Origin of the sequence: Streptosporangium sp. NPDC001681 (assembly GCF_040298085.1) — a bacterium.
GTDB lineage: Bacteria > Actinomycetota > Actinomycetes > Streptosporangiales > Streptosporangiaceae > Streptosporangium.
In genome coordinates, this window is the sequence record NZ_JBEOZN010000016.1 from 55,680 (window position 1) to 81,413 (window position 25,734).

Annotated in this window: 18 protein-coding genes and 1 pseudogene; 13 read left to right on the plus strand and 6 right to left on the minus strand. The window is 70.6% G+C overall.

Annotated features, from left to right (window positions below; all coding sequences use genetic code 11):
* Nucleotides 1-161: 161 nt before the first annotated feature.
* The gene (locus tag ABT130_RS10470) at nt 162-1,115 is read right to left on the minus strand and encodes a heme o synthase (RefSeq protein ID WP_350954515.1); all 954 of its coding nucleotides are present in this window, start codon (nt 1,113-1,115) and stop codon (nt 162-164) included.
* 312 nt (nt 1,116-1,427) lie between these two features.
* Here ABT130_RS10470 and tkt point away from each other — a divergent pair, with 312 nt between their 5' ends.
* From tkt to ABT130_RS10505, 7 genes are all read left to right on the plus strand, one after another.
* Entirely contained in the window at nt 1,428-3,524 is a 2,097-nt protein-coding gene (gene tkt / locus ABT130_RS10475; protein ID WP_350954518.1) for a transketolase, read from the plus strand.
* Nucleotides 3,525-3,526: 2 nt separating this feature from the next.
* Nucleotides 3,527-4,630, plus strand: a complete 1,104-nt coding sequence (gene tal, locus ABT130_RS10480; RefSeq protein ID WP_350918910.1) for a transaldolase — start codon at nt 3,527-3,529, stop codon at nt 4,628-4,630.
* An 8-nt stretch (nt 4,631-4,638) separates the two neighbouring features.
* Complete coding sequence (locus tag ABT130_RS10485) at nt 4,639-6,270, plus strand: phosphoglucose isomerase-related protein (protein WP_350954520.1); 1,632 nt, start codon at nt 4,639-4,641, stop codon at nt 6,268-6,270.
* A 19-nt stretch (nt 6,271-6,289) separates the two neighbouring features.
* Complete coding sequence (zwf, locus tag ABT130_RS10490; RefSeq protein WP_350918904.1) at nt 6,290-7,942, plus strand: glucose-6-phosphate dehydrogenase; 1,653 nt, start codon at nt 6,290-6,292, stop codon at nt 7,940-7,942.
* On the plus strand, nt 7,943-8,854 hold the full coding sequence (locus ABT130_RS10495) for a glucose-6-phosphate dehydrogenase assembly protein OpcA (protein ID WP_350918901.1): 912 nt from the start codon (nt 7,943-7,945) through the stop codon (nt 8,852-8,854).
* A 54-nt stretch (nt 8,855-8,908) separates the two neighbouring features.
* The gene (pgl, locus tag ABT130_RS10500; RefSeq protein WP_350954522.1) at nt 8,909-9,682 is read left to right on the plus strand and encodes a 6-phosphogluconolactonase; all 774 of its coding nucleotides are present in this window, start codon (nt 8,909-8,911) and stop codon (nt 9,680-9,682) included.
* A 131-nt stretch (nt 9,683-9,813) separates the two neighbouring features.
* Entirely contained in the window at nt 9,814-9,954 is a 141-nt protein-coding gene (locus ABT130_RS10505) for a hypothetical protein (protein WP_350954525.1), read from the plus strand.
* Between the two features lie 60 nt (nt 9,955-10,014).
* Here ABT130_RS10505 and add read toward each other — a convergent pair whose 3' ends face one another.
* Nucleotides 10,015-11,028, minus strand: a complete 1,014-nt coding sequence (gene add / locus ABT130_RS10510) for an adenosine deaminase (RefSeq protein ID WP_350954528.1) — start codon at nt 11,026-11,028, stop codon at nt 10,015-10,017.
* Nucleotides 11,029-11,216: 188 nt separating this feature from the next.
* Here add and ABT130_RS10515 point away from each other — a divergent pair.
* Nucleotides 11,217-11,672: pseudogene (locus tag ABT130_RS10515) on the plus strand (Clp protease N-terminal domain-containing protein); the annotation flags it as partial.
* Nucleotides 11,673-11,978: 306 nt separating this feature from the next.
* Here the strand turns inward: ABT130_RS10515 and ABT130_RS10520 are convergent.
* Nucleotides 11,979-13,010 carry a GNAT family N-acetyltransferase gene (locus ABT130_RS10520; RefSeq protein ID WP_350954531.1) on the minus strand — a complete coding sequence of 344 codons (1,032 nt, stop codon included), beginning with the start codon at nt 13,008-13,010 and terminating at the stop codon, nt 11,979-11,981.
* Between the two features lie 177 nt (nt 13,011-13,187).
* Here ABT130_RS10520 and ABT130_RS10525 point away from each other — a divergent pair, with 177 nt between their 5' ends.
* The 4 genes from ABT130_RS10525 (at nt 13,188) to ABT130_RS10540 (ending at nt 18,479) form a co-directional block, all read left to right on the plus strand.
* Nucleotides 13,188-14,588, plus strand: a complete 1,401-nt coding sequence (locus ABT130_RS10525) for an NAD(P)/FAD-dependent oxidoreductase (protein WP_350954534.1) — start codon at nt 13,188-13,190, stop codon at nt 14,586-14,588.
* Between the two features lie 156 nt (nt 14,589-14,744).
* Nucleotides 14,745-16,358, plus strand: coding sequence for an amidohydrolase (locus ABT130_RS10530; protein WP_350954536.1), 1,614 nt, complete (start codon nt 14,745-14,747; stop codon nt 16,356-16,358).
* Nucleotides 16,359-16,379: 21 nt separating this feature from the next.
* Entirely contained in the window at nt 16,380-17,186 is an 807-nt protein-coding gene (locus tag ABT130_RS10535) for an MBL fold metallo-hydrolase (protein WP_350918880.1), read from the plus strand.
* Nucleotides 17,187-17,225: 39 nt separating this feature from the next.
* The gene (locus tag ABT130_RS10540; RefSeq protein WP_350954539.1) at nt 17,226-18,479 is read left to right on the plus strand and encodes an MFS transporter; all 1,254 of its coding nucleotides are present in this window, start codon (nt 17,226-17,228) and stop codon (nt 18,477-18,479) included.
* 128 nt (nt 18,480-18,607) lie between these two features.
* On the opposite strand, the gene ABT130_RS10545 is transcribed toward ABT130_RS10540, so the two are convergent.
* The 3 genes from ABT130_RS10545 to ABT130_RS10555 all read right to left on the minus strand — a co-directional run bounded on the left by ABT130_RS10545 (nt 18,608) and on the right by ABT130_RS10555 (nt 22,574).
* Nucleotides 18,608-20,563 (minus strand): Xaa-Pro dipeptidyl-peptidase, encoded by a 1,956-nt coding sequence (locus ABT130_RS10545; RefSeq protein WP_350954542.1) that lies wholly within the window; start codon nt 20,561-20,563, stop codon nt 18,608-18,610.
* 256 nt (nt 20,564-20,819) lie between these two features.
* Nucleotides 20,820-21,932, minus strand: a complete 1,113-nt coding sequence (locus ABT130_RS10550) for a hypothetical protein (RefSeq protein ID WP_350954545.1) — start codon at nt 21,930-21,932, stop codon at nt 20,820-20,822.
* A 198-nt stretch (nt 21,933-22,130) separates the two neighbouring features.
* Nucleotides 22,131-22,574 carry a hypothetical protein gene (locus ABT130_RS10555; RefSeq protein ID WP_350918835.1) on the minus strand — a complete coding sequence of 148 codons (444 nt, stop codon included), beginning with the start codon at nt 22,572-22,574 and terminating at the stop codon, nt 22,131-22,133.
* Nucleotides 22,575-22,778: 204 nt separating this feature from the next.
* Here ABT130_RS10555 and ABT130_RS10560 point away from each other — a divergent pair, with 204 nt between their 5' ends.
* Nucleotides 22,779-25,643, plus strand: coding sequence for an AfsR/SARP family transcriptional regulator (locus tag ABT130_RS10560; protein WP_350954548.1), 2,865 nt, complete (start codon nt 22,779-22,781; stop codon nt 25,641-25,643).
* The last annotated feature ends 91 nt before the right edge of the window (nt 25,644-25,734 follow it).

Consider the following 25,734-nt stretch of genomic DNA (forward strand, 5'->3'; position numbering starts at 1 on the left):
ATCCGGCTCCCGAGGTTTTCCGACGACCATGAGTTGCCCTCCCCACGACCAGGCCCGGCCCGGGCCGGCCAAGAAAACGTGTTCCCCACCCGGGAGACGTCTCCCCCTCGAACGGGACGCGGAAACGGGCAGGTGGCAGGAGAGCGTACCGGTGAGAGGGCTCAGACGAACATCGAGTCGATGGCGACGGCGAGGAACAGCAGCGCCAGGTAGGCGTTGGACCAGTGGAAGAAGCGCATCGGGCGCAGATCGACCCCTGTCTTGCCCGCGTTGACCCGGCCGAGGAGGCGGTGAACCTCCCACAGGCAGGCGGCGCCGAGGACGGCGGCGACGGCGGGATAGAGCAGGGTGGTTCCGGCCACCGGCCACAGCAGCAGCGAGCAGAGCACCGTCGCCCAGGTGTAGACGATGCTCTCCAGCACCACCCGGCGCTCGGTGGCGACCACCGGGAGCATGGGGACCTTCGCCGCGGCGTAGTCCTCCTTGTAGCGCATGGCGAGGGTCCAGGTGTGCGGAGGCGTCCAGAAGAACACCACGCCGAAGAGCACCACGGGGGCCCAGTCGAGGCTGCCGGTGACGCCGGCCCAGCCGATCAGCACCGGCATGCAGCCCGCGATACCCCCCCACACCACGTTCTGCGAGGTCCGCCGCTTGAGGATCATCGAGTAGACGAGCACGTAGAACAGGTTCGCGGCCAGCGACAGGCCGGCGGCGAGCCAGTTCACGGTCAACCCGAGGCCAAGGGTCGACAGCACCCCGAGAATGACTCCGAAGATCAGCGCATTGGTCGGCGGCACCAGGTCGCGGGCGAGCGGGCGGCGCCGGGTGCGGCGCATGGCCGCGTCGATGTCACGGTCGATGTAGCAGTTCAGGGCGTTCGCGCTGCCCGCCGACAGGGTGCCGAACACCAGGGTGTTGACGGCGATCCACAGCGGTGGCAGGCCCTTGGCCGCCAGGAACATCACCGGCAGCGTCGTGATCAGCAGCAGCTCGATGATCCGCGGCTTCGTGAGGGCGACGTAGGCCTTCACGACGTCGCCGAAGGAGCGAGGCACGACGCCTGCGGCCGTGCCCGCCTCGGGCGGGACCGTCGATTGCTTGTCGGTGAGCACCATCTAAGGCGCTTCCAGCACGTGCGGGGTCAACGCGTAACCTCTGATTAGAGCGGATCCGTGAATGCGGGCACCAGCCAGCCTTGAGGACTCACTGTAGTTGCAGGGGAGGCCGGTCCCGGCACGGGGTGCGGAAGCGGCGCGAGACGACAACCGCCGGGGAACCGCCCATGAGTCCCGTGGACCCGCACCAGGTCGACCTACGCCACGGTAGCGCGGCCGAAACCGTTAGGGTCCCATGTGGGCGGGAAATACCAGACCGGCGCCACCATCACACTATTAGATCCGGAGACCGAGCAGTTGAGCAGCGAACTCGTGCCAGCCCTTGAATGGAGCGACCTGGACCGCCGCGCGGTCGATGTCGTACGGGCCCTGGCCATGGATGCGGTAGAGAAGGCGGGCTCGGGCCACCCGGGCACCGCGATGAGCCTGGCGCCCGCCGCGTACCTGCTGTTCCAGCAGGTGATGCGGCATGATCCGGCAGACCCCTCCTGGGTGGGCCGTGACCGGTTCGTCCTTTCGGCCGGTCACACCAGCCTGACCCTCTACATCCAGCTCTACCTGTCGGGCTATGGCCTGAGCCTGGACGACCTCAAGGCGCTGCGCCAGTGGGAGAGCCTGACCCCCGGCCACCCCGAGCACGGCCACACCGTCGGCGTCGAGACCACCACGGGGCCGCTGGGCCAGGGCCTGGGCAACGCGGTCGGCATGGCCATGGCCGCCCGCCGCGAGCGCGGCCTGTTCGACCCGGACGCGGCGCAGGGCGCGAGCCCGTTCGACCACCACATCTGGTGCATCGCCTCCGAGGGGGACATCGAGGAGGGCATCAGCCACGAGGTCAGCGCCCTCGCGGGCCACCAGAGGCTGGGCAACCTGACCGTCGTCTTCGACAGCAACCACATCTCGATCGAGGACGACACCCAGATCGCGCTGAGCGAGGACGTCGTCAAGCGCTACGAGGCGTACGGCTGGCACACCCAGACCGTCGACTGGACGCGGACCGGCGACTACGTCGAGGACGTCGAGGCGCTGCACCAGGCGCTGGAGGCCGCCCGCGCCGAGACCGGCAGGCCGTCGTTCATCCGGCTGCGCACGATCATCGGCTGGCCCGCCCCCAACAAGAAGAACACCGGCAAGATCCACGGCTCGGCGCTGGGCGCCGACGAGGTCGCCGCCACCAAGAAGATCCTGGGCCTTGACGAGACCAAGAGCTTCGACGTCCCCGCCGAGGTCCTCGAGCACGCCCGCGGGGTCGTCGAGCGCGGCCGCGCCGCACGGGCCGAGTGGGACAAGCTCTACCAGAGCTGGCGCGAGGCCAACCCCGAGCGCGCCGCCGAGTTCGACCGCATCTCCGTGCGGCAGCTCCCCGCCGGCTGGAGCGAGGCGCTGCCGATCTTCGAGGCCGGCTCCTCCATCGCCACCCGCAAGGCCTCCGGCGAGGTGCTCAACAGCCTCGCGCCGGTGCTGCCCGAGCTGTGGGGCGGCTCGGCCGACCTGGCCGAGTCCAACAACACCACGATGAAGGGCGAGCCGTCCTTCATCCCCGAGGAGTTCCAGACCAGGGACTTCCCCGGCAACCCCTACGGCCGCACGCTGCACTTCGGCATCCGCGAGCACGGCATGGGGGCGATCCTCAACGGCATCGCGCTGCACAACGGCACCCGCCCCTACGGCGGCACGTTCCTGGTCTTCAGCGACTACATGCGTCCGGCCGTGCGGCTGGCGGCGCTGATGAAGCTGCCGGTCACCTACGTGTGGACGCACGACTCCATCGGCCTGGGCGAGGACGGCCCGACGCACCAGCCCGTCGAGCACCTGTGGGCGCTGCGCGCCATCCCCGGCCTCGACGTGGTCCGCCCCGCCGACGCCAACGAGACCGCCGCCGCCTGGCAGGTCGTGCTCGAGCACAACGACCGCCCGGCCGCGCTGGCGCTGACCCGCCAGAACCTGCCGGTCTACGAGGGCACCCGCGACGCGACGAAGGTCGCCCGCGGCGGCTACATCCTGCAGGAGGCCTCCAACGGGCAGCCCGCGGTGGTCCTGATCGGCACCGGCTCCGAGGTCGAGCTGGCCGTCGAGGCCCGCGGGATCCTGGAGGCGGAGGGCATCGCCACCCGGGTCGTGTCGATGCCGTGTGTGGAGTGGTTCCACGCCCAGGACACGGCCTACCGGCAGACGGTGCTGCCCTCCTCGGTCCGCGCGCGCGTGGCGGTGGAGGCGGGAATCTCACTGGGCTGGCGGGAGTTCGTAGGAGATGACGGGGAAGTGGTCAGCCTGGAGCACTTCGGTGCCTCGGCTCCCTACAAGACCCTCTATGAGCAGTTCGGCCTGACCGCCGAGCGCGTGGTCGCCGCAGCCAAGGCGAGCCTCGCCAAGACCGGAGCCGACAAGGGCGAGACGACAGGAAACTGATCATGAGTGAGATCCTGAGGAAACTCTCCGAGCAGGGCGTCTCCATCTGGCTGGACGACATCAGCCGCGAGCGTCTGCGCACCGGCAATCTCCAGTCGCTGATCCGCGACCGGCAGGTGGTCGGCGTCACCTCCAACCCGACGATCTTCGCCTCCGCGCTGAGCAAGGGCGACGCCTACGACACCCAGCTGCACGATCTGAAGATCCGCGGCGTCGACGTCGAGGAGGCGGTGCGCTCCATCACCACCTACGACATCCGCTGGGCCGCCGACGTGCTGCGCCCCGTCTACGACGCCACCGGCACCGTGGACGGCCGGGTGTCGATCGAGGTCGACCCGCGCCTGGCCAGGGAGACGGAGAAGACCGTCGCCGAGGCGCGCGCGCTGTGGTGGCTGGTCGACCGGCCCAACCTGTTCATCAAGATCCCGGCCACCGTCGAGGGCCTGCCCGCGATCACCCAGGCGATCTCCGAGGGCATCAGCGTCAACGTCACGCTGATCTTCTCCCTGGAACGCTACCGCGCCGTGATGAACGCCTGGCTGAGCGGCCTTGAGCAGGCCAAGGCCAAGGGCCTCGACCTGTCGAACATCGAGTCGGTGGCCTCGTTCTTCGTCAGCCGGCTGGACGGCGAGATCGACAAGCGCCTGGACAAGATCGGCACCCCCGAGGCCCTGGCGCTGAAGGGCAAGGCCGCGCTCGCCAATGCCCGGCTGGCCTTCGCCGCCTTCGAGGAGGTCGTCGCCTCCCCGCGCTGGCAGGCGCTGGCCCTGGCCGGAGCCCGGCCGCAGCGCCCCCTGTGGGCCTCCACCGGCACCAAGAACCCCGAGTACCCCGACACCCTCTACGTCGACGGGCTGGTCACCTCCGGCACCGTCAACACGATGCCGGAGAAGACCCTCGAGGCGGCCGCCGACCATGGCAGGATCACCGGTGACACGGTCCGCTCCTCCTACGAGGAGGCCTGGAACACCATGGCCGCGCTCAAGGAGATCGGCATCGACTACGACGACGTCGTGAGGTTCCTGGAGGAGGACGGCGTGGACAAGTTCGAGGCCTCCTGGACCGACCTGCTGGCGACCGTCGCCGCCGAGCTGAAGAAGGCATGAGGGAACACATGTCAGTGTCCGTAACGTTCGGCGAGGACGACCTCACCGAGCAGGCCTCGGAGACGGCCGGCCGGCTCGTCTCCGAGGGGGTCCCCCAGTCCCTGGCCGCCGGCGACCCCACGCTGTGGGGCCCGGAGGCCGAGCCCGAGGCGGCCGTCCGCCTCGGCTGGCTCAACCTCCCGCTGACGAGCAGGCCACTGCTCGGTGAGATCGGCGAGCTGGTGGAGTGGGCCCGCGCCGAGGGCCTGGACCACGTGGTCCTGGCGGGCATGGGCGGCTCCTCCCTCGCTCCCGAGGTCATCACCGGCTCCGCCGACGTCCCGCTGACCGTCCTCGACACCACCGACCCCGGCCAGGTGCGCCGCGCGCTGGAGGACCGGCTGGAGAGCACGCTCCTGGTCGTCGCCAGCAAGAGCGGCGGCACCGTCGAGACCGACAGCCACCGGCGGATCTACGAGAAGGCCTTCCGCGACGCCGGGATCGACCCGGCGAGAAGGATCGTCGTCATCACCGACCCGGGCTCGCCGCTGGAGCTCAGCGCCCGCGAGGCGGGCTACCGGGTGGTCCTGGCCGACCCGAACGTGGGCGGCCGCTACAGCGCCCTGACGGCGTTCGGGCTGGTGCCCAGCGCGCTGGCGGGCGCCGACGTCGAGCGGCTGCTCGACGACGCCGCCGAGGTGCTGCCGCTGCTGTCGCGCTCAGAGGGCAACCCCGGCCTCGACCTGGGCGCCGCCCTGGGTGCCGCCGCGGTCGCCGGGCGCGACAAGCTCGTGATCGAGGACGGCCTTTCGGAGATCAACGGCCTGCCCGACTGGATCGAGCAGCTGGTCGCCGAGTCCACCGGCAAGTCCGGCAAGGGCATCCTGCCCGTCGTGGGCGCCGACCCCGGCGACGCCGACGACGAGCTGCTCGCCGGGATCGACACCGACGGCGTGGTGACCGTCGCCGGCCCGCTGGGCGCGCAGTTCCTCATCTGGGAGTACGCCACGGCCGTCGCCGGGCGTGTCCTGGGCATCGACCCGTTCAACCAGCCGAACGTGGCCGAGTCCAAGGAGAACACCGCCAAGCTGCTCGACCAGAGCGAGCTGCCGGTCGGCACCCCGATCCTCGTCGACGGCCCGGTGGAGGTCTACGGCGAGCTGCCGCCGGGCGTGGAAGCCCCCAAGAACCTGTCCGACGTGCTCACCGGGCTGTTGGAGGCGATCCCCTCCGACGGCTACCTCGCGGTGATGGCCTACCTCGACAGGGAGGCGGCCTTCGACGCCCCGTACCCCGAGGGCGCCTCGTTCGAGGAGATGACGGATGTGTGGAGCGCGGCCGACCCGGCCACGCTCCGCGGGATGCTCGCGGTCCGCACCGAGCGGCCGGTCACCTTCGGGTGGGGACCCCGCTTCCTGCACTCCACCGGCCAGTACCACAAGGGCGGCCCGCAGAACGGGGTGTTCCTGCAGATCACCGGGGCCGTCGAGAACGACCTGGAGGTTCCCGGCAAGCCCTACACCCTGGGCCGCCTCCAGCTCGCCCAGGCGCTGGGCGACCTGGGTGCCCTGGCCAGCCGGGGGCGCCCCGCCGTGCGACTGCACCTGACCGACCGTGCCGCCGGTGTCGCGCACCTGCTCGCCGCCTCACGGGAGGTCTGATGGGTCGCCGGAGGTTCGAATGAGCAAGGAGAACTCCCCGCCCCAGGCCGACCGGCCTCGGGCCGAGGAGCTCACCACCACGGGCACCGCGCACGAGGGGGCGGTCACCACGGCCACCGCCGCCTCGACCGCCGGCATCACCGAGGCCCTGATCGAGTCCAACCCGCTGCGCGACCCGCGCGACAAGCGCCTGCCGCGCGTGGCGGGGCCGTGCGTGCTGGTGCTGTTCGGCGTGACCGGCGACCTGGCACGCAAGAAGCTGCTACCGGCGATCTACGACCTGGCGAACCGGGGGCTGCTGCCCCCGGGCTTCTCCCTGGTCGGCTTCGCCCGCCGGGACTGGGAGGACCAGGACTTCGCGCAGCTGACCCACGACGCCGTCAAGGAACACGCGCGCACGCCGTTCCGCGAGGAGGTCTGGAAGCAGCTGTCGGAGGGCATCTTCTTCTGCCGCGGTGAGTTCACCGACGACGGCGCCTTCGACGCGCTGGCGATGATGCTCAAGGAGATCGACGAGACCCGGGGCACCGGCGGCAACTACGGCTTCTACCTGTCGGTGCCGCCGAAGTTCTTCCCCGTCGTGGTCCAGCAGCTGAAGCGGACCGACCTGGCGGACGGCCCCAAGGGCTCCTGGCGCCGGGTGGTGATCGAGAAGCCGTTCGGGCACGACCTGCGGAGCGCCCAGGAGCTCAACGCGATCACCAGCGCGGTCTTCCCGGAGAGCTCGGTGTTCCGCATAGACCACTACCTGGGCAAGGAGACCGTCCAGAACATCCTGGCGCTGCGGTTCGCCAACAACCTGTTCGAGCCGATCTGGAACCGGGGTTATGTCGACCACGTGCAGATCACGATGGCCGAGGACATCGGCATCGGCGGCCGGGCCGGCTACTACGACGGCATCGGCGCGGCGCGCGACGTGATCCAGAACCACCTGCTGCAGTTGCTGGCCCTGGTCGGCATGGAGGATCCGACGTCGTTCGGGGCCGACTCGCTGCGCAGGGAGAAGGAGAAGGTCCTCAAGGCGGTGCGGCTGCCGTCGGACCTGTCGCTGACCACCGCGCGCGGCCGTTACGGGGCCGGCTGGCAGGGCGGCGAGCCGGTCATCGGCTACACGCAGGAGGAGGGCATCCCGCCCGACTCGATCACCGAGACCTACGCCGCCATCAAGCTGGAGATCGCCAACCGGCGTTGGGCGGGGGTGCCGTTCTACCTGCGCACCGGCAAAAGGCTCAGCCGCCGGGTCACCGAGGTGGCCGTGGTGTTCCAGCGCGCGCCGCACCTTCCGTTCAGCAAGGACGACACCGAGATACTCGGGCAGAACGCCCTGGTCATCCGGGTACAGCCGGACGAGGGCATCACTGTGCGGTTCGGCTCCAAGGTTCCGGGCACCGCCATGGAGGTCAGGGACGTCTCGATGGACTTCGCCTACGGCGAGTCGTTCATGGAGTCCTCCCCCGAGGCCTACGAGCGGCTGCTGCTCGACGTGCTGATCGGCGACCCGCCGCTCTTCCCGCACCAGCGCGAGGTCGAGCTGTCCTGGAAGATCCTCGACCCGATCGAGGACTTCTGGAGCACCCAGGGCCCGCCGGAGGAGTATCCCGCGGGCACCTGGGGGCCGGCCTCGGCCGACGAGATGATGGCCCGTGACGGGCGCGTCTGGAGGCGGCTTTAGATGACCAGCTTCATGCTCAGCGGCACGACCGCCTCGAAGATCTCCTCCCAGCTCACCCACCTGCGCCACCAGATGGGCACCCCGGCCGTCGGCATGGTGCTGACCCTGGTGGTGGTCTGTGGCGAGAGCGACCAGTACGACGCGGTCCGGGCGGCGACCGAGGCGGCCAGGGAGCACCCCTCCCGGATACTGGTCGTCATTCCCCGCGACCCGCACGAGCCCAACCGGCTCGACGCCGAGATCCGGTTCGGCGAGTCGACCCCGGGCGAGGTGATACTGCTCCGGCTGTACGGGGAGCTGACCAGGCACGCCGACTCGGTGGTCAGCCCGCTGCTGCTCACCGACACCCCGGTGGTCGCCTGGTGGCCCAGCGACTGCCCCGAGGTCCCGGCCGCGGATCCGATCGGCATGCTGGCCCAGCGCCGCATCGTCGACGCGCGGTCCGCACCCGACTCGGTCAAGGCGATCGCCGGCCGGGCCCGCGGGTACGTGCCCGGCGACACCGACCTGGCCTGGACCCGGCTGACGACGTGGCGGAGCCTGCTGGCCGCCGCGTTCGACCAGCCGGTGGCCAAGGTCAAGCGGGGCACCGTGGAGGCCGTGGCCGGCCATGCCAGCGCCCTGCTGCTGGCGGCCTGGCTCGGTGAGCGCCTCGGCGCGCCGGTGAAGGTCTCCGACTCTCCCGGCCCCGGCCTGACCGCCGTCAAGCTGGTCTCGGGCGACGGCGACATCACCATCACCCGGGGCGACGGCCGCCTGGCCATGCTCTCGCGTCCCGGCCAGCCGGACCGCCGGGTCGCGCTGGCCCGGCGCCCGACGTCGGACCTGCTCGCCGAGGAGCTGCGGCGGCTGGACCCCGACGAGATCTACGCGGCCGCGATCCAGCGGCTCGCCCGGACCCGCAAGTCATGAGTCGTGAGCGCCCCGCGGCCTGCCGCGGGGCGCCTTTCCTCGAAAGAGAAGTCCGTGAGCGTTCCCACTGTGATCATCCATCGCGACGCCGACGTGCTCGCCAAGGCCGTCGCCGCCCGGGTGATCATCCGTGCCATCGACGCCCAGGCGGCCAAGGGTTCGGCCCATCTGGTCCTGACCGGCGGCACCGTCGGCCTCGCCACCCTCGCCGAGATCGCCGCCTCCCCGGCCAGGGACGCCGTCGACTGGCGCAAGGTGGACATCTGGTGGGGCGACGAGCGTTTCCTGCCGGCCGGTGACGCCGAGCGCAACGAGACCGGTGCCCGCAAGGCCCTGCTGGACCACATAGACCTCGACCCCGAGCGGGTGCACGTGATGCGCGGCCCCGACTCGGGCATGACCGCCGAGGAGTCGGCCGACGCCTACGCCGAGGAGCTCCGCCGGGCCTCGCGCCCCGAGGACCACGGCCCGGCGCCGTCGTTCGACCTCATGATGCTCGGCATGGGCCCGGACGGCCATGTGGCCTCGCTCTTTCCCGGCATGCCCGCCCTGTACGACACCCGCCCGGTGGTGGCGGTGCACGGCTCGCCCAAGCCGCCGCCCACCCGCACCTCGCTGACGATGCCGGTCATCCAGGGCTCCCGCGACGTGTGGGTGATCGCCGCCGGTGAGGAGAAGGCGAGAGCGGTGCGGCTGGCCCTGTCGGACTCGGGAACGATGCAGGTCCCCGCGGCCGGTGCCCGAGGCAGCCGGCGAACCCTCTTCCTGCTGGACCGAGCCGCCGCCTCCAAGATCCCCTCCTCCCTGGGCCGGATCTCCTCCCCCTGAGCCCGGCCCCTCGCTTTCGCCTTGGTCCGGCCCGCGTCGACCATCGTGGTCACGGTGTGCGATTCACCGATTACCGTTACGGTGGCTTTCGGTCCGCGACGGGGCCGCATGAACACCGCGGAATGGAGGGGATGGTGGCCGAACCATCCGACGTCACACCGATGCCCGCCGAGCAGTTCGACGAGTTGGTCGCCTCGCTCGACGAGCCGGACGAGGCGCCCGTGCTCCGCGAGGCCGCGCGGCGACGGCGCGCCTATCGCGAATCGACATGACCTGACGATCACGACCTTCGAGATGGCCGTCATGGGCGGTCAGGAGGCCGTCCCGGAGGGCTAGGCGGTGAAAGCGTCGATCTCGTCGAGGATCTCCTTCTTGCCCGCCGGGTCCATGGACGAGGCCTCGACGGCGTTGCGGGCCAGGGTGGCGAGGGTGGCACGGTCCAGGCCCAGGTGTTCGGCGGCGACGCGGTACTCGCCGCTCAGGGTGGTGGCGAACATGGGCGGGTCGTCGCTGTTGAGGGTGACGAACAGGCCCTCCTCGATCATGCGGGGCAGCGGGTGCTCCTCGATGCGGGCGACCTGGCCGGTGCAGACGTTGGAGGTGGGGCAGACCTCCAGCGGGATCTGTGTCTCGCGCAGGTGGGCGACCAGGCGGGGGTCCTGCACACAGGCGATGCCATGGCCGATCCGCTCGGCGCCCAGGTGGTCGAGGACCTCCCAGATGGTCTCCGGTCCGCTCATCTCGCCCGCGTGCGGCAGGCTGCGCAGCCCGGCGGCGGTGGCGGCGCGGAAGGCGTCCCGGAAGGCGTCGCGATATTTCGGACGCTCCTGTTCGATCCCGGCCAGCCCGAAACCTACCAGCGCCTGGGGAGGTTCTCCGAGCGCGTGGTCCAGGGTGACCCGGGCCGCCTCGACGCCGTACTCGCCGGGGATGTCGAAGACGTACGCCATCCGCACGCTGTGCTCCTCGCCGGCACGCCGGGCGGCCAGGTCGAGTGCCTCGGTGACCTCCCGCATCGGCATGCCCATGACGTGGTGCGCGTACGGGGTGACGGTCAGCTCGACGTAGCGCCCGTTCTGCCGGGCCAGGTCCGCGGCCAGGCCGAGCACCAAGGTCGCCACGTCCTCGGGCTCCCGGACCAGGGCGTTGATCGCCTGGTAGATCTCGGCGAAGTGCGGGAAGTCGCGGAATTTGTAGAAGGCGAGCAGCTCCTCCTCGGTCGTGGGAACGCCCCCGCCGGGGTGGCGGCGGGCGAGTTCCAGCACGGTGGCGGGCGAGGCGGAGCCGATCAGGTGGACGTGGAGCTCGACCTTGGGGAGGGCGTCGATGAACGTGTCGATCGTCATGCGGGCGACCCTACGCACGCCACCCCCGGGTTTAAAAGTCATTTGCCCTGAATCTAACAGTAAAATGTACGATTACCGCGGCGAATATCGGGCGGCACGAGAATTTCGCCGGAGCTTCTCCTCCCGCTCACCGGACGTCTGGCGCATAGTGGGGGCAAGCACCTCGACACCCCTCACGGAGGCTCCCAGTGTTCGAGCGCTTCACCGACCGTGCCCGCCGCGTCGTGGTCCTGGCCCAGGAGGAGGCCCGGAGACTCGGCCACGACCACATCGGCACCGAGCACATCCTGCTCGGCCTGATCCTTGAGCAGGACGGCGTCGCCGGCCGCGCCCTGCGGGCCCTGGACATCGACGGCGAGCGGGTCAGGAACGACGTGGAGGAGATCATCGGCAGGGGTGACGAGACCCCCGGCAGTCACATCCCCTTCACCCCGCACGCCAAGAAGGTGCTCGAACTGTCGCTGCGGGAGGCACTCGGCCTGCACCACACCTACATCGGCACCGAGCACATCCTGCTCGGTCTGATCCGCGAGGGCGAGGGCGTGGCCGCCCGGGTGCTGGCCGGGCAGGGGGCGCGCCTGGACGCCGTACGCGCCCAGGTGATCACGCTGCTCGGGCAGCGCGGCCCCGACCGCGTGGTGACCGCCGAGGAGGGCTTTCCGGTGATGGGCGCGTCACTCTCGGCCAGACTGGAGCGCATCCAGGAGAGCCTGGACCGGATCGAGCGCAGGCTGGACGCCATCGACGCCGCTGACGCGCCCCGCGAGCCCGGCCCACCAAAGGAGCAGGCTCCCTGAGAACCCTCCCGCAGAACCGGGCGGGGCACACGCCCGCGAGGCGGGGTCGGAGAGGGAACCGCCCGCACCCGCCCTCGTGAGAGGGCATGGAGTGGGCCCTCCCCGCTTCGGGAGCCCTGAGCGATCCCGAAACGGGGAGGCCGAATGATGGGTTCAACTCGGGGATGCCGTCGCCATCACTCCCACGGCCAGCCTGGCTTCCACCACGCCGGGATCCTCGGTGTAACTCAGGGTCGCGCCAAGCGAGACCAGGAGCCTGCGCATGCGCACGTTGTCGGCGAGCAGGGTGGCTCTGACCTCGGCGAAGCCCAGGTCCCGGGCCTGGCCGACGAGCATCTGGGCCAGGGACGCGCCCAGCCCCCTGCCCTGCCAGCGGTCCTCGACCAGGAAGGCCATCTCGGCGATGCCGGGGTCGGAGGTGAACATCAGGTTGGCGAGGCCGACGACCTGGCCGTCGTGCCCGGCGACGATGGAGTGACCCTTCGTGCGGTCGCAGAGCCGGTCGAAGACCTTCGGCGGCAGCAGGGGCATCGCGGTGAAGTAGCGGAACCTGCGGGCCTCGGGCGAGCAGCGGTCGTGCAGGTCGCGTACGGCCTCGCGGTAGAGCCGGGTGAGCGGGCGGACCTGGACCTCGACGCCGTCGGAGAGCGTGATGTCACGGTCGGTGCCGGGCTGCTCGACGGGGGGCTGCGCCAGCCGCACGAAGGAGGCCGCGCGGGCGGCCTCGGTCAGGGTGAAGGGCAGCTCGGCCCGGCGCACCCTGATCGCGCGGCGCGGGGCCACGGGCACGGTGAGCAGCGTGGGGTCCGGGAGATCGCTCATCTCGGCACCGTAGACCCAGCGGGAGTCGTCGGCGCGCAGCAGCTCCCCGAGCAGCTCGGGCAGGCGCCAGGGTGTCGTACGCAGCCGGGAGGCGAGCAGGAGCACGCGGGTGGGCTCGTCCGTCAACTCGTGCGCGGTGGCGGGGACGACCAGGACCTCGCGTCCACCGGCCGCCTCCAGGGCCTCGCGCACCGCCTCGGCACCGGCGGGGATGTCCGTGACGAACTCGTCGACCGTGCCGTCCGCGTCGGTCTGGACGCTCAGGCCCAGGATGTTGCCGCCCTTGGCGGCGAGCGCGGCGGCCAGCGAGGCGAGACGCCCCGGCCGCTCGTCAACGGTAGTACGAATCCTCAGAAACCCCATCAGAATGCTCCCTCTGTCGAGGGATAGCCTTACCTGACCCTGTTACGGGACTGCTACACATGAGTGAGCCTGCCGTTACATCTAGCGGATCACTCATTACGTGGCAGGACTGCTTTTCTGCAACGGTTTCCGTTGACGGGCGCATCACAATAGACGGATATAGCAGGATATGAGGCCATGAGCACGCGTGTTCCCCTGGCTGGGGATTTCGTCAACGGAGACGTCTCCTTCTGGTACCGCTCCCTCGGCATCCCCATGGCCGGCACTCCCCTCGGCGGCGACCTCGACGCCGACGTGGCCATCGTCGGCGCCGGCTACACCGGCCTGTGGACCGCCTACTACCTGAAGAAGGCCAGCCCCACCCTGCGGGTCGTGGTGCTGGAGAAGGAGTTCGCCGGCTACGGCGCCTCAGGGCGCAACGGCGGCTGGCTGGTCGGCGAGCTGGCGGGCACCCCCGAGCGCTACGCCAGGACGCACGGCGCGGACGCGGCCAAGCGGCTGCAGCGAGTGATGTTCGAGGCGATCGACGAGGTCATCACGATCGCCAAGAACGAGAACATCGACGCGGACATCGTCAAGGGCGGCGTCACCACGGTCGCCACCAACGCCGCCCAGGACCGGCGGCTGCACCGGTTGCTCGCCCACGAGCGCCACTGGGGCTGGACCGAGGATGACGTGCGGCTGCTCGATCCGGCGGAGCGGGAGGAGCGCCTGCGGGTGGCCGGCGCGGTCAGCGCGATCTGGAGCCCGCACTGCGCCAGGATCCAGCCCGCCAAGCTGGCCCGCGGCCTGGCCCAGACCGTGCGGGATCTCGGGGTGAAGATCTTCGAGCGCACCCCGGTCACCGAGATCGCCCCGCGCGAGGCCCGCACACCGCACGGCACGGTCCGCGCAGACTACGTCATCCGCGCCACCGAGGGTTTCACCGCCGAGCTGAAGCAGTACCACCGCGCCTGGCTGCCGATGAACAGCTCGATGATCGTCACCGAGCCGCTGGGCGGGCTGTGGGACGAGATCGGCTGGGAGGGCCACGAGCTGCTCGGCGACATGGCGCACTACTACATGTACGCCCAGCGCACCGCCGACGACCGGATCGCGTTCGGCGGTCGCGGCAAGCCCTATCTCTACGGCTCCCGGGTGGACGAGCGGGGCCGCACCCACGAGTGGACGATCGAGGCGCTCTGGGAGTTGCTGACCGGGATGTTCCCCGCGGTCAGGGCCTCGAAGGTGGCGCACGCCTGGTCCGGGGTGCTCGGCGTGCCGCGCGACTGGTGCGCCACCGTGCACGTCGACCACGCCACCGGCATCGGCTGGGCGGGCGGCTACACCGGCCACGGGGTGACCACGACCAACCTCGCCGGCCGTACCCTGCGCGACCTGATCCTGCGCGAGGACACCGAGCTCGCCTCCCTGCCCTGGGTGGACCGCAAGGTGCGGGGCTGGGAGGTGGAACCGCTGCGGTGGATCGGCGTGCACACCATGTACGACCTCTACCGGCGGGCCGACGCCAGGGAGAAGGCGGGACTCGGCCGCACCTCGGTGCTGGCCCGCGTCGCCGACTCCATCACCGGACGCTGAGCGCCGGGGAAGAACGGCCCCGGACGCCGGACGGCGGCGGGCGCCCGGAGAAACTCACCCTGGACCTCGGCCGGTCGAGCGTGCAGTGTAGGTGATCAAGCGGCATCCCGGGGGCGTCAGCGGCCTCCGGGCCACCGACAGAAGGATGGTGCAACAGTGAGCGACCTGCTCTTCCGGGGTGGCCGGGTCTTCCTCGCCACCGACGCCTTCGCCGAGGCGGTGCTGGTCCGTGACGGCCGGATCGCCGCCGTAGGCACGGAGTCCGACGTCGTACGGCTGGCCGCCCCCGGCCACGAGGTCGTCGACCTGGACGGCCGCCTGCTGACCCCCGGGTTCACCGACGCGCACATCCACCCGGTGCAGGCGGGCCTGGAGCGGGCCAGGTGCGACCTGTCCGAGGTCTACGGCCTGCCGGAGTACCTGGAGAAGATCGTCGCCTACGCGGACTCCCACCCCGGCCACGAATGGATCGACGGCGGCGGCTGGGACATGTCGGCCTTTCCCGGCGGCCTCCCGCACCGCTCCCAGCTCGACGTCGTCGACCGCCCGGTCTATCTGATCCAGCGCGACCACCATGCCGCCTGGGTCAACAGCCGGGCGCTGGAGCTGGCCGGGATCACCCGCGACACCCCCGACCCGGCCGACGGCCGGATCGAGCGCGACGCCGACGGCACGCCGAGCGGCGTACTGCACGAGGGCGCGATGGACCTGGTCGGCCTGCTCACCCCCCGTCCCAGCGCCCGGGACATGCACGAGGCGCTGCTGGCGGCCCAGGACCACCTGTTCTCCCTCGGCATCACCGGCTGGCAGGACGCCATCGTCGGCTCCTACGCGGGCTACGACGACCAGCTGTCCACGTACGTCTCGGCGGCGGCCTCCGGCGCGCTGCGGGCCCGCGTCGTGGGCGCGCTGTGGTGGGATCGGACGCGCGGCGCCGAGCAGATCCCCGAGCTGCTGGAGCGGCGCGAGTCGGCCACGGGCCTGGAGCGGTTCCACGCCACCTCGGTGAAGATCATGCAGGACGGCATCACCGAGAACTTCACCGCCGCGGTGATCGAGCCCTACTGCCGCTGCGGCGGCACCGGCCTGTCGTACGTGGAGCCGGCGCTGCTGAAGGAGTGCGTCGCCGAGCTGGACCGGCACGGCTTCCAGGTCCACTTCCACGCCATCGGCGAGCGGGCGGTCCGCGAGGCGCTGGACAGCTTCGAGGGGACCGACCCGGCCAACCGGCACCACATCGCGCACCTGCAGATCGTCGAGCCCTCCGACGTGCCGCGCTTCGCCGAGCTCGGCGTGACCGCCAACCTGCAGCCGCTCTGGGCCACCCACCACGCCCAGATGGACGAGCTGACCCTGCCGTTCCTGGGCGAGAAGCGCTCCGGCTGGCAGTACCCCTTCGCCGACCTGCTGCGCTCGGGCACCCGCTTCTGCGCGGGCAGCGACTGGCCGGTCTCGGTCGCCGACCCGTTCCAGGGCATGCACGTGGCCGTCAACCGCACCGAGCCCGGCGGCTCACTGCACGCGGACTACCCGACGGCGCAGACTCCGTTCCTGCCCGGCCAGCGCCTGGACCTGGCCACCGCGCTGACCGCCTACACCGCCGGCTCGGCCCGGATCAACCACGACGACGACGCCGGCACCATCATCCCCGGCAACCGCGCCGACCTGGCCGTCCTGGACCGCGACCCGTTCACCGAGCCGCAGACCGAGATCTGGCGGACGAGGGTCGCGATGACCTTCGTCGGCGGCGAGCAGGTCTACCGGCGCTGACCCGGTCGAAGGAGTTCCGAAGTGAACGATCTGCCCATCTGCGTCACCTGCGGGGTCCAGTACGCCGCAGTGCGGGATGACTGCCCGATCTGCGAGGACGAGCGGCAGTACGTCGGCTGGGAGGGCCAGCGCTGGACCTCCCTCAACGAGCTCCGCGAGAGCGGGCACAGGGCGCACCTCGCCGAGGAGGGAACCGGGGTCGTCGGCATCGGCACCGACCCCGCCACCGCCATCGGGCAACGCGCCCTGCTGGTCCGCACCCCCGCCGGCAACGTGCTGTGGGACATGGTCACCCACCTCGACGACGAGCTGATCAGGCAGGTCGGCGAGCTCGGCGGGATCGACGCCATCGCGATCAGCCACCCGCACTTCTACGGCTCGATGGTCGAATGGGCGCACGCCTTCGACGCGCCGATCCACCTGCACGCGGCCGACCGCGCCTGGGTGGCCCGCCCCGACGAGTCGGTGCTCTTCTGGGAGGGCGACACCCACGAGATCCTCGAAGGAGTGACGCTGGTCAACGCGGGCGTGCACTTCGACGGCGGCCAGGTCATGCACTGGCGCGACGCCGAGGACGGCCGGGGTGCGCTGTTCTCCGGCGACATCCTCCAGGTGGTGGCCGACCGCCGCTGGGTCGGCTTCATGTACAGCTACCCCAACCTGATCCCCGAACGCCCCGCCACGATCCGCCGCGCCCTGTCGCTCCTGGAGCCGTACGCCTTCGACCGTGTCTACGGCGGCTGGTGGAAGCGGATCGTGCACACCGACGGCGCCGAGGCCGTCCGCCGCTCCGCCGACCGCTACCTGGCCTTTGTTCTGGACGATTAACCACTGGAAAAGATCGCCAAGCTGAGGGATAGTCCCCTGGTGCCGAGACCTGAGGAAGCAGAGAACGCGCGCCCGCTGTGGCGGGACCGGAACTTCAACGTCTTCTGGGTCTCCCAGACGCTCTCCGTCGCCGGGGACTCGTTCGCCTACATCGCCATCCCGTTGCTGGTGCTGAACGTGACCGGGTCTGTCGCGCAGATGGGCCTGCTGACGGGCGTGGCCGGTGCCGCGTCGGTCGGTGCCGGGATCTTCGCCGGGATCCTGGCCGACCGGCTCGACCGGCGGACCCTGCTGATCTGCTGCGACCTCGCCCGCCTGGTGCTGTACGGGCTCATCCCGCTCGTCTGGGCGTTCGGCCCCCAGGTCTGGCTGCTGTACGTGGTGCTGCCGCTCAGCGAGGCGATCGGGATGGTCTTCCAGGTCACCTACGTGACCGCGGTGCGCAACCTGGTCGACGGCGACCGCATCACCGAGGCCAACGGCCGGCTCTACGCGACCGCCGCGGCGGCCGGTGTCGGCGGCCCGCTGCTCGCCGGGGTGGTCTCCGGGCAGTTCGGCCCGACCGCGGCGATCGCCATCAACGCGGCGAGCTTCGCGCTGTCGGCGGCGAGCCTGTACTTCGTCCGGTTCAAGCGACCCGAGGCCGGCGCGCCCGCACCGCCGCGCCAGCGGCCCTGGCAGGAGTTGCTGGCCGGTGCCCGGTTCCTCTGGCGGCACCCGGTGCTGCGCTCCCTGACGATCCTGCTCTCCTTCTTCATCTTCTTCACGCTCGGCATGACCGACGTCCTGATCTACCACCTCAAGCACGATCTGGGCCACTCCGACGGCACCGTCGGCACGGTCCTCGCGGTCGCCGCGGCCGGCACGATCGCCGGAGCCGTGCTCGTCGCGCCCGTCCGCCGCAGGCTCGGTTTCGGCGTCACCTGGATCGGCGCCCTCGCGACCAGCGGGCTCGCCATGGCGGGCGTCGGCCTCTCCGGCCGTGTCCCGGTGATCGCCGCCCTGATGGCCGTCTACCTCTGCGGCGTCAGCGTGGCCGGGATCTGCTCGATGTCCCTGCGTCAGCAGGTGACCCCGGACCATCTGCTCGGCCGCGTCACCTCGGCGTTCTGGACGATCCACTTCTCCCTCGGCCCGGTGGGCGCGGCCGTCCTGACCTGGGGTGCGGGCGGCTACGGCGTCACCGTGATCTGCCTCCTGGCCGGCACCGCCTGCCTGCTGATCGCGACGACCGCGCTCTTCACCCCAATCCGCCGCCCCGCCCCCGAGCACTCCGCGCCCACCACCTCATGAGGCCCGAGCATCCGGCGGTGAAAGGTCGTTCGGTGTGGTCGCCTCGGCGGGCTGATCCATGGTTTCCGGCGCCCGCCGGCTGAGCGGGCCGCCGTCTGGCGGCCCGCTCAGCCGGTGGGGACCCGGGGTCAGCTGTTCGCCGCGGTGAACGCGGCCGCCCCGCCGACGAGCGGCAGCATGACCGTGCTCTTCGTCGTGTCGAGGTGCAGCGTCGCGCCGGGGGTGGGCCGGATGGTGTACTCGTAGTCGCTCGACAGCAGCACGATGCCGATGCGGTGTCCCGCCGCGAACACGTAGTCATGCGGCTGCATGTCGAAGTCGAGGCGGTACGGGCTGCCCGGCTTGACCGGTTCGGTCTTCGAGATCGACTTACGGTTCTGCGGATCCACCCAGCCCCGGGTGATGATCTTCGCCTTACCGTTCTGGTCGTAGTCGACGAGCAGCGCCGTGACGTTCGCGGCCGGCTGGCCGAAGGACATCCGCAGTGATACCTGCGGCGTGCCGCTGAGCCGGACCGCACCGGTCAGCGTCCCCGACTTGTAGGCCAGGCGGTTGGGAGACGTCACGGCGTCGGCGAGGGTCAGCGCCCGCTTCGACGCGTCGTCGACGATCGTCTCGGTCACCGGCTGGCCCAGGCGGGTCTTGTCGCCGGTGAGGACGCCGGCGGTGCCGTCCGTGCCGGGCGCCAGGTTGAGCTCGGTGGCGGCCGCGGCCGGTTCGGGCCACTCGGGGTATTCCACCAGCGTCCTGTCCTCGCGCTGGATCAGCGCCCGCTGGTCGTTCTCCACACCGTTCTCCTGGCCCCACAGGTAGCGGGTGAACCAGCGGTTGAGCACGTTGACGCTCGGGGAACCGCCATGCCCGCCCTGGTGCAGATAGATCTTGTGCGGCACCCCGCGCGCCTTGAGCGCCTCGTACCACTGCGCGGCGTGCTTGGTCTTGACGTTCCAGTCGTTGAGCCCGTGCGCGACCAGCGTCGCGGCGCGGACCTTGTCGACGTCGTTCATGTAGTTACGCTCGTCCCAGAAGGCGCTGTAGTCGCCGGTGACCCGGTCCTGCGCCTTGGCGAGCTCCTCGATGACGCTTCGGCAGATCTGCTTGTTCGCGCGGGTGTAGACGTACTCCGCGAGCACGTCGGCGTCCTCACCCTGGTAGCCGCCCGGGGCGACGACGGCGCCGTTCGCGCGGTAGTAGTCGTACCAGCTCGAGATCGCCGAGATCGGCACGATGGCCTCGAGTCCCTCGACACCGGTGCTCGCGACCGCGTTGGGCAGGGTGCCGTTGTACGACGTGCCGATCATGCCGACCTTGCCGGTCGTCCACGTGGCATTGACCTCCCTGCCGGTGGCGTCGTAGGCCTTCGCGCGCCCGTTCAACCAGTCGACGACCGCTTTCGCGCCGATGGTCTCGTTGCGCCCACCGGTGGTCGGACAGCCGTCGGACTTACCACTGCCCAGCGACTCGGCATGGACCACCGCGAAACCGCGAGGCAGCCAGTTGGACTCGTGACTGGTGCTGATGGCGGGCTGCGGGCCGGTGCCCGTGACGGCCTCGTCACCGTCGGCCACGCCTGCCACGCCGGCGGCGGCCAGCCGCTCGTCGGTCGCCGGATCCTTCACCGAACCACCGCGGTTCATCCAGCCCTTGCCCGGACGGAGTGCCTCGTGGAGCTCGTGATCGACGTTGTGGTTCGTGACCGGGTTGCCGCCGGCGTAGTAGGGGCTGACCTCGTACACGACGGGCGACTTCAAACCGGCCGTCTCCGTCTCCCGGAGCCGGGTGACCTCGGCGTGCACCCGGTCGTTGCGTCCGTCGCCGTCGCTGTCGATCGGGGTCTCGACCCACACCTCCTCGCGGATCCAGTCGTTGCGGTTCGTCGAGAACACCGGCTGGGCCATGCCGTCCGTGAAGACCGGTCCGACGGAGGGGTCGGCGGCCGCGCTGACGGGGGCCGAGGTCGCCGCGACCCCGGCGAAGGTCATGGTGGCGGCGAGACCCAGCGCCGCGGCGCCGCGGCGTGCCGTCCCCGGGCTACGGGGGGCGGTTGGTGCCCCAAGACCCGTCACCAGGCGTGTTATAGACATCGACAAACCTTCCCGAACAATCAGTGCGGGGCGGGAAAAGGCCCCAACCAAGGTTCAAGGGACAGTAAAGGCTGTCCCAAGAAGGCTTGATGTTATGGGCAGGAAGTACGAAATGTCTATGGATGGGCACCCTGTCTCGATCACTACAATTTCGACACATATCGAGCTAGATCTCGGCGGCTCGAACACCACACGTCGAGATCCGGGCCCCGGTGGCGCGCCTGGGACCGTGTACGGCCCGCCTTCCTGTTCGACCTCAGTTGGCACAGGGTGCATCGCTGATGCGGGAGAGATCCAGGACGGTGTAGCGCGTGGCAGAGGCCTCCCAGATCAGGAGTGACATTTCGGGTGTCGCCGCGCCGTACCTGATCTCGTCCCGGGCGGCCTCGGTCTCGGCACGGCCAGGGGGGCCGAGGAGTGCTTTCCGCCGGGTGCAGCGGTCGTACAGCTGGAACGGGGGGCCGAACCTGTTGTCTCCGGTGGCCGAGGGAAGGCCGAAGAGAACGAATCGGTCTCGGATCGGGGGCAGCAGGCCCAGCGCGAATCCCGGGACGATCGTACGCCCGGAGCCGTCCACTCGCTGTATGACAGTCCTGGTGAGTTCACGGGGCGGAGCGTCGGCCCGTCCGACACACCATACGGATCCGCAGTACGGCCCCTCGACATCGTCCAGGCGCCGCGCCTTGTTCTCCTGGTGAGTGACCAGATTGACGATGCTCTGCCGCTGCATGTCGTAGGCCCAGGGCCAGGAGGTGACGCGGAGAGCCCGCCCGGGGAGCACCTGCTTGGGCTCACCTCCGGTAAGGGGGACATGCCATACGCCGTCGACCCCCCACCAGAGTGCGAGATCGTCAGTGATCTGAAAGCCGCTGGAGTAGTCCTGCCCGTTGGCAGGCAGTCGGGTCACCATCTTCATGGGGCCACCCGCTCGGGGCATGACCCACAGTTCCATGTGGCGTTCTCCGTCGTAGCGCGGGTCAGGTTTCTTCTCGCCCTGAACCAGTAAGGCCACCTGTTCCGCGTTGACAGCCGAGCGTTTGATGTCAAAACACTCCTCGCAGGCGGCCCACTCCGGCGCCGTGGCGAGGACAGTCTGCCGTCCTGTTCGGACGTTGAAGCTCAGGAGTGCCGGACGATGCTCAGACGTCGTCAGGAGAGCCGTGTCCTTGCCGAGCATCGCGAGGGGAACCACCGAGCGGCCGTTCTTGAGCTTTCCGGGCACCGTGATGAGCGCTTCCGGCCACACGCCGCCGGCAGGTGCCGCCGGCTCCTCGGGAAGCTCTGCGGACCATTCCGGCGGTTGTTGTGACGTGCAGGCGGTCCCCGCCCCGGCAAGAAGCAGCGACAGAGCCAGAATGAACCGTCTCACACCAGGCTGGGGCTTCACTTGGTGTCAGACGGATCAACGGCGGGGACGGTTCCAGCCAGAACACCCGGACCATCCGCACCCGCCGACTCCAGACCACCCTCACCCCTGATATCCCGAGGCCGTCCGCCACCCCGAGCTCAGACCTGCGGGCGGCACCCCCGACCCGGTGATCGGGAGTGCCGCCCGCAGGCGGGGCGATCAGCCGCGCAGGCCCTTCAGGCAGCCGTAGACGGCCACGGCCAGCACCGCCTCCGGATCGCTCAGGTCTCCGCCGAACTTGTTCCAGACCTCGGTCACGGCGCCGGTGGCGCACTTGCCCGCCTTCCACCACGCCCACTCACCGGCGGCCTTGGCCGCGTCGACGATCTGACGCCAGAACCTCTTGACGAACGCCACGACCGCGCTCCAGGAGCGGGGGGCGTCCTGGAACTCCTCGTCGGGGAAGCGGTACTCGTCCTCCGGATCGCTGTTCACCAGCGACATCGCCATGGAGTAGACGGTCGCCTCCGAGACGCCCGCGGCCTGCGCCGTGGCCGCGAGTTCCCGGGAGAACGAGGCCGCGCCGGCGGGAGCGGGGGCGGCGGTGACCATCACCGCCGCCGCGATCACCGCCGCCACGATCCCGGTTACACGTTTGAACATGAAGTGCCCTTCCTGTGGTGTGAAGATCAGCCGGGCAGGTACGCCCCGCCGTCACCGCACACCGTGCCGCGGGCCACTCACTCGCCGGTCACCTCACGGTCACCCCTCAGGACCTGTCGTCACACCAGGCGCTCGCCACGTATCCGGGGCGCACTTGACGCGCACGTCTGATCACAGAGGGAAATATTGTGCTTACATTAGGTAGTGGAAACGGCGGGATCAGGTTTCGAGTTCAGGGTTCTGGGGCCGTTCGAGGTGCTGCGGGACGGCGTTCCCGTGCCGATCCGGGCGGCCAAGCTGCGGACGTTGCTCGTGTCACTGCTGCTCGACGCCAACAAGACGGTCCCCGTCGAGACGCTGATGGACCACCTGTGGGGAGAGGCCCCGCCCGGCGGTGCCAGGAACACCCTGCAGAACTACGTGCTGCGCTGCCGGCACCTGCTGGGGTGCGCCGGGGATGACGGTCCCCTGCTGACCTGCCCGCGCGGCTACCTGCTCAGGGTGGACGGTGACCGGCTCGACCTGCACCGCTTCGACACCCTGACCAGCCGCGCCAGGGCCGCGGCCGCGGCCGGCTCCATGGTGGCGGCGTCGGCGCTGCTGGGAGAGGCACTGCGATCGTGGCGCGGGGAACCGCTACAGGACATCCCGTCGGAGACGCTGCGACGGGATGTCGCGCCCGTGCTGGCCGAGCGCAGGCTGGACGCGCTCCAGTCCCGCATCGAGGCCGATCTGGCGCTGGACCGCCACGAGGAGGTGCTCCCCGAGCTGCGAAGGCTGACCGTCGCACATCCGCTCCGGGAGCGGTTCTGGGCACAGCGGATGCTGGCGCTGTACCGGTCGGGACGCCAGGCCGAGGCCCTGCGCTGCCACCACTCCGTCAGGGAGATCCTCGCCGAGGAACTCGGCGTCGATCCCGGCGCGGAACTGCGGGAGCTGCACCAGCGGATTCTCAACAACGATCCCGCACTCACCGCCAAGGGCCCCTCCGGCAATCTCCCCAGCGAGATGACGACCTTCGTGGGCAGGGAACGGCAGCTCACCGACGCCGGGCGGCTACTGGAGACCAGCCGCCTGGTCACGCTGACCGGGGTGGGCGGGGTGGGCAAGACCCGGCTGGCGCTGCGGCTGGCCGCACAGGTGTCGCCCGCCTTCCCTGACGGGGTGTGGGTCGCCGACCTCGCCCCGCTGGCCGAGCCCGAACTGCTCGACCGGACGGTGGCGCAGGCTCTCGGAATCCGCGACCAGTCCGCGCGCCCCTGCGTGGACATCCTGATCGAGCATCTGCGTGACAGCAGGACGTTGCTGGTGCTGGACAACTGCGAGCACATGGTGAGGGCGGCGGCGACGTTGGTGACCGTGCTCCTGCGCGCGGTGCCCGGTCTGCGGGTGCTGGCCACCAGCCGGCAGCGGCTCGGCGTTCAGGGCGAGCACGTCCTGCCGGTGCCACCCCTCGCCGTACCGCCCATGACGCCGGTGAGTGAGGACGTCGAGCCACCGCTGACCCGCTACGAGGCGGTGACGCTGCTGGCCGACCGCGCCGCGGCCTCGGCCCCGGACTTCCGGATCACGCGACACAACCGCGGTGTCATCGCGCAGTTGTGCGGGCGGCTGGACGGTGTCCCGCTGGCCATCGAGCTGGCGGCGGTCCGGCTGGGGACGCTCTCGGCAGAGGAGATCCTCGACCGGCTCGACGACCGGTTCCGGCTGCTGGCCGACAACGACGCCGGGAACGCGCCCCGCCATCACCGGACTCTGGGAGGCGTCGTCGGCTGGAGCCACGACCTGTGCACCGAGCACGAGCGGCTGCTCTGGGCACGGCTGTCGGTCTTCTCCGGCGGGTTCGACCTGGAGGCGGCCGAGGCGGTGTGCTCCGGTGCGGGCATCGACCGCCACGACGTCATCGACGTTCTGGCGGCCCTGGCGCACAAGTCGATCCTGGTCGTGAGCACCCGGGGCGGCAGGACGCGTTACAGCCTGCTGGAGACCATCCGCCAGTACGGCAGGCAGCGTCTGGTCGACCTCGGTCAGGAGACCGCGGTGCGGCGACGCCACCGTGACCACTACCGGAGCACCGTCGCACGGGCCGCGGCCGACTGGTGCGGTCCCCGCGAGGTCGAGTGGTTGTCGCGGCTGCGGCAGGAACTGCCGAACCTCCGGACGGCACTGGACTTCTGCGTCACCGAGCCCGGCGAGGCCCGGAGCGGGCTGGAGATCACCGCCAACCTCACCCGGACCCGGTTCTGGTTCTTCAGCAGCACCATCGGCGAGGGCCGCCACTGGCTGGAGCGCGGGCTCGCGCTCTCTCCGCGCCCGCCGGACCCGCTCCAGATCGGCGCGGTGGCCCTGGCCGCCTGGATCGCCCTCTGCCAGGGCGACAAGCGGGGCGCCGAGGAGTTCCTGACCCGCTGCCGCCGCCTGACCTCGCGGTTCCCCGATGGTGACGCCCCCGCCGCCGTCACCTACGTCGAGGGCGCCCACGCGCTGCTCATCCACGGCGATCCGCGGTCCATCCCGCTGCTGGCGAAGGCGAGGGACCGGTTCCTGGCGGACGGCGCGACCGGTGACGCCCACATGGCGACGATGCTCTGGGCCATGGCCTGCGCCTTCCTCGGGGACCGGGATACCGCCGTCGCCGCCGGTGACGCCTACCTGGCCGACGCCGAGGCACACGGCGGGGCCTGGGCCTACTCCTGGGGGCTGTGGGGCCTCGGTCTCGCGGAGTTGCGGCACGGCGACCTGGTACGGGCCGCCGCGCTTTTCCGCGACTCGCTGCGCCGCCAGCACGACATCGACGACCGCTGGGGGCCCGTGTGGGGCCTTGAGACGCTCGCCTGGACCATCGCCGCCGCCGGCCGGCACGACCACGCCGCCGAACTGCTCGGCGCCGCACACCGGTTGCGGCGCACGAGCGGGGTGGCGCTCATCGGGCTGCGACCGTTTCACGACGCCCACGCCGAGGCCGACCACCTGGTACGGCATGCACTCGGTACGCGCGCCTATACCGCGGCCTTCGAGCGGGGGGCCAGGCGTGAGAATGTCATCGACCTCACCTGCGTACCCCCGTGACGAGGTCCCCCCACCCGCTCGGGCCCCCGCCTGATCTGACCGCCGCCGGTTTGAGCTGTCAGCCGTTCGCTGATTCCCGATGTTCGTCGGT

Excerpts from the sequence above, each read along its gene's own strand:
- ABT130_RS10470 (WP_350954515.1), bottom strand. The coding sequence starts at position 1,115 with ATGGTGCTCACCGACAAGCAATCGACGGTCCCGCCCGAGGCGGGCACG.
- tal (WP_350918910.1), top strand. The coding sequence starts at position 3,527 with ATGAGTGAGATCCTGAGGAAACTCTCCGAGCAGGGCGTCTCCATCTGG.
- ABT130_RS10485 (WP_350954520.1), top strand. The coding sequence starts at position 4,639 with ATGTCAGTGTCCGTAACGTTCGGCGAGGACGACCTCACCGAGCAGGCC.
- zwf (WP_350918904.1), top strand. The coding sequence starts at position 6,290 with ATGAGCAAGGAGAACTCCCCGCCCCAGGCCGACCGGCCTCGGGCCGAG.
- ABT130_RS10495 (WP_350918901.1), top strand. The coding sequence starts at position 7,943 with ATGACCAGCTTCATGCTCAGCGGCACGACCGCCTCGAAGATCTCCTCC.
- ABT130_RS10505 (WP_350954525.1), top strand. The coding sequence starts at position 9,814 with ATGGTGGCCGAACCATCCGACGTCACACCGATGCCCGCCGAGCAGTTC.
- add (WP_350954528.1), bottom strand. The coding sequence starts at position 11,028 with ATGACGATCGACACGTTCATCGACGCCCTCCCCAAGGTCGAGCTCCAC.
- ABT130_RS10520 (WP_350954531.1), bottom strand. The coding sequence starts at position 13,010 with ATGGGGTTTCTGAGGATTCGTACTACCGTTGACGAGCGGCCGGGGCGT.
- ABT130_RS10525 (WP_350954534.1), top strand. The coding sequence starts at position 13,188 with ATGAGCACGCGTGTTCCCCTGGCTGGGGATTTCGTCAACGGAGACGTC.
- ABT130_RS10545 (WP_350954542.1), bottom strand. The coding sequence starts at position 20,563 with ATGTCTATAACACGCCTGGTGACGGGTCTTGGGGCACCAACCGCCCCC.
- ABT130_RS10555 (WP_350918835.1), bottom strand. The coding sequence starts at position 22,574 with ATGTTCAAACGTGTAACCGGGATCGTGGCGGCGGTGATCGCGGCGGCG.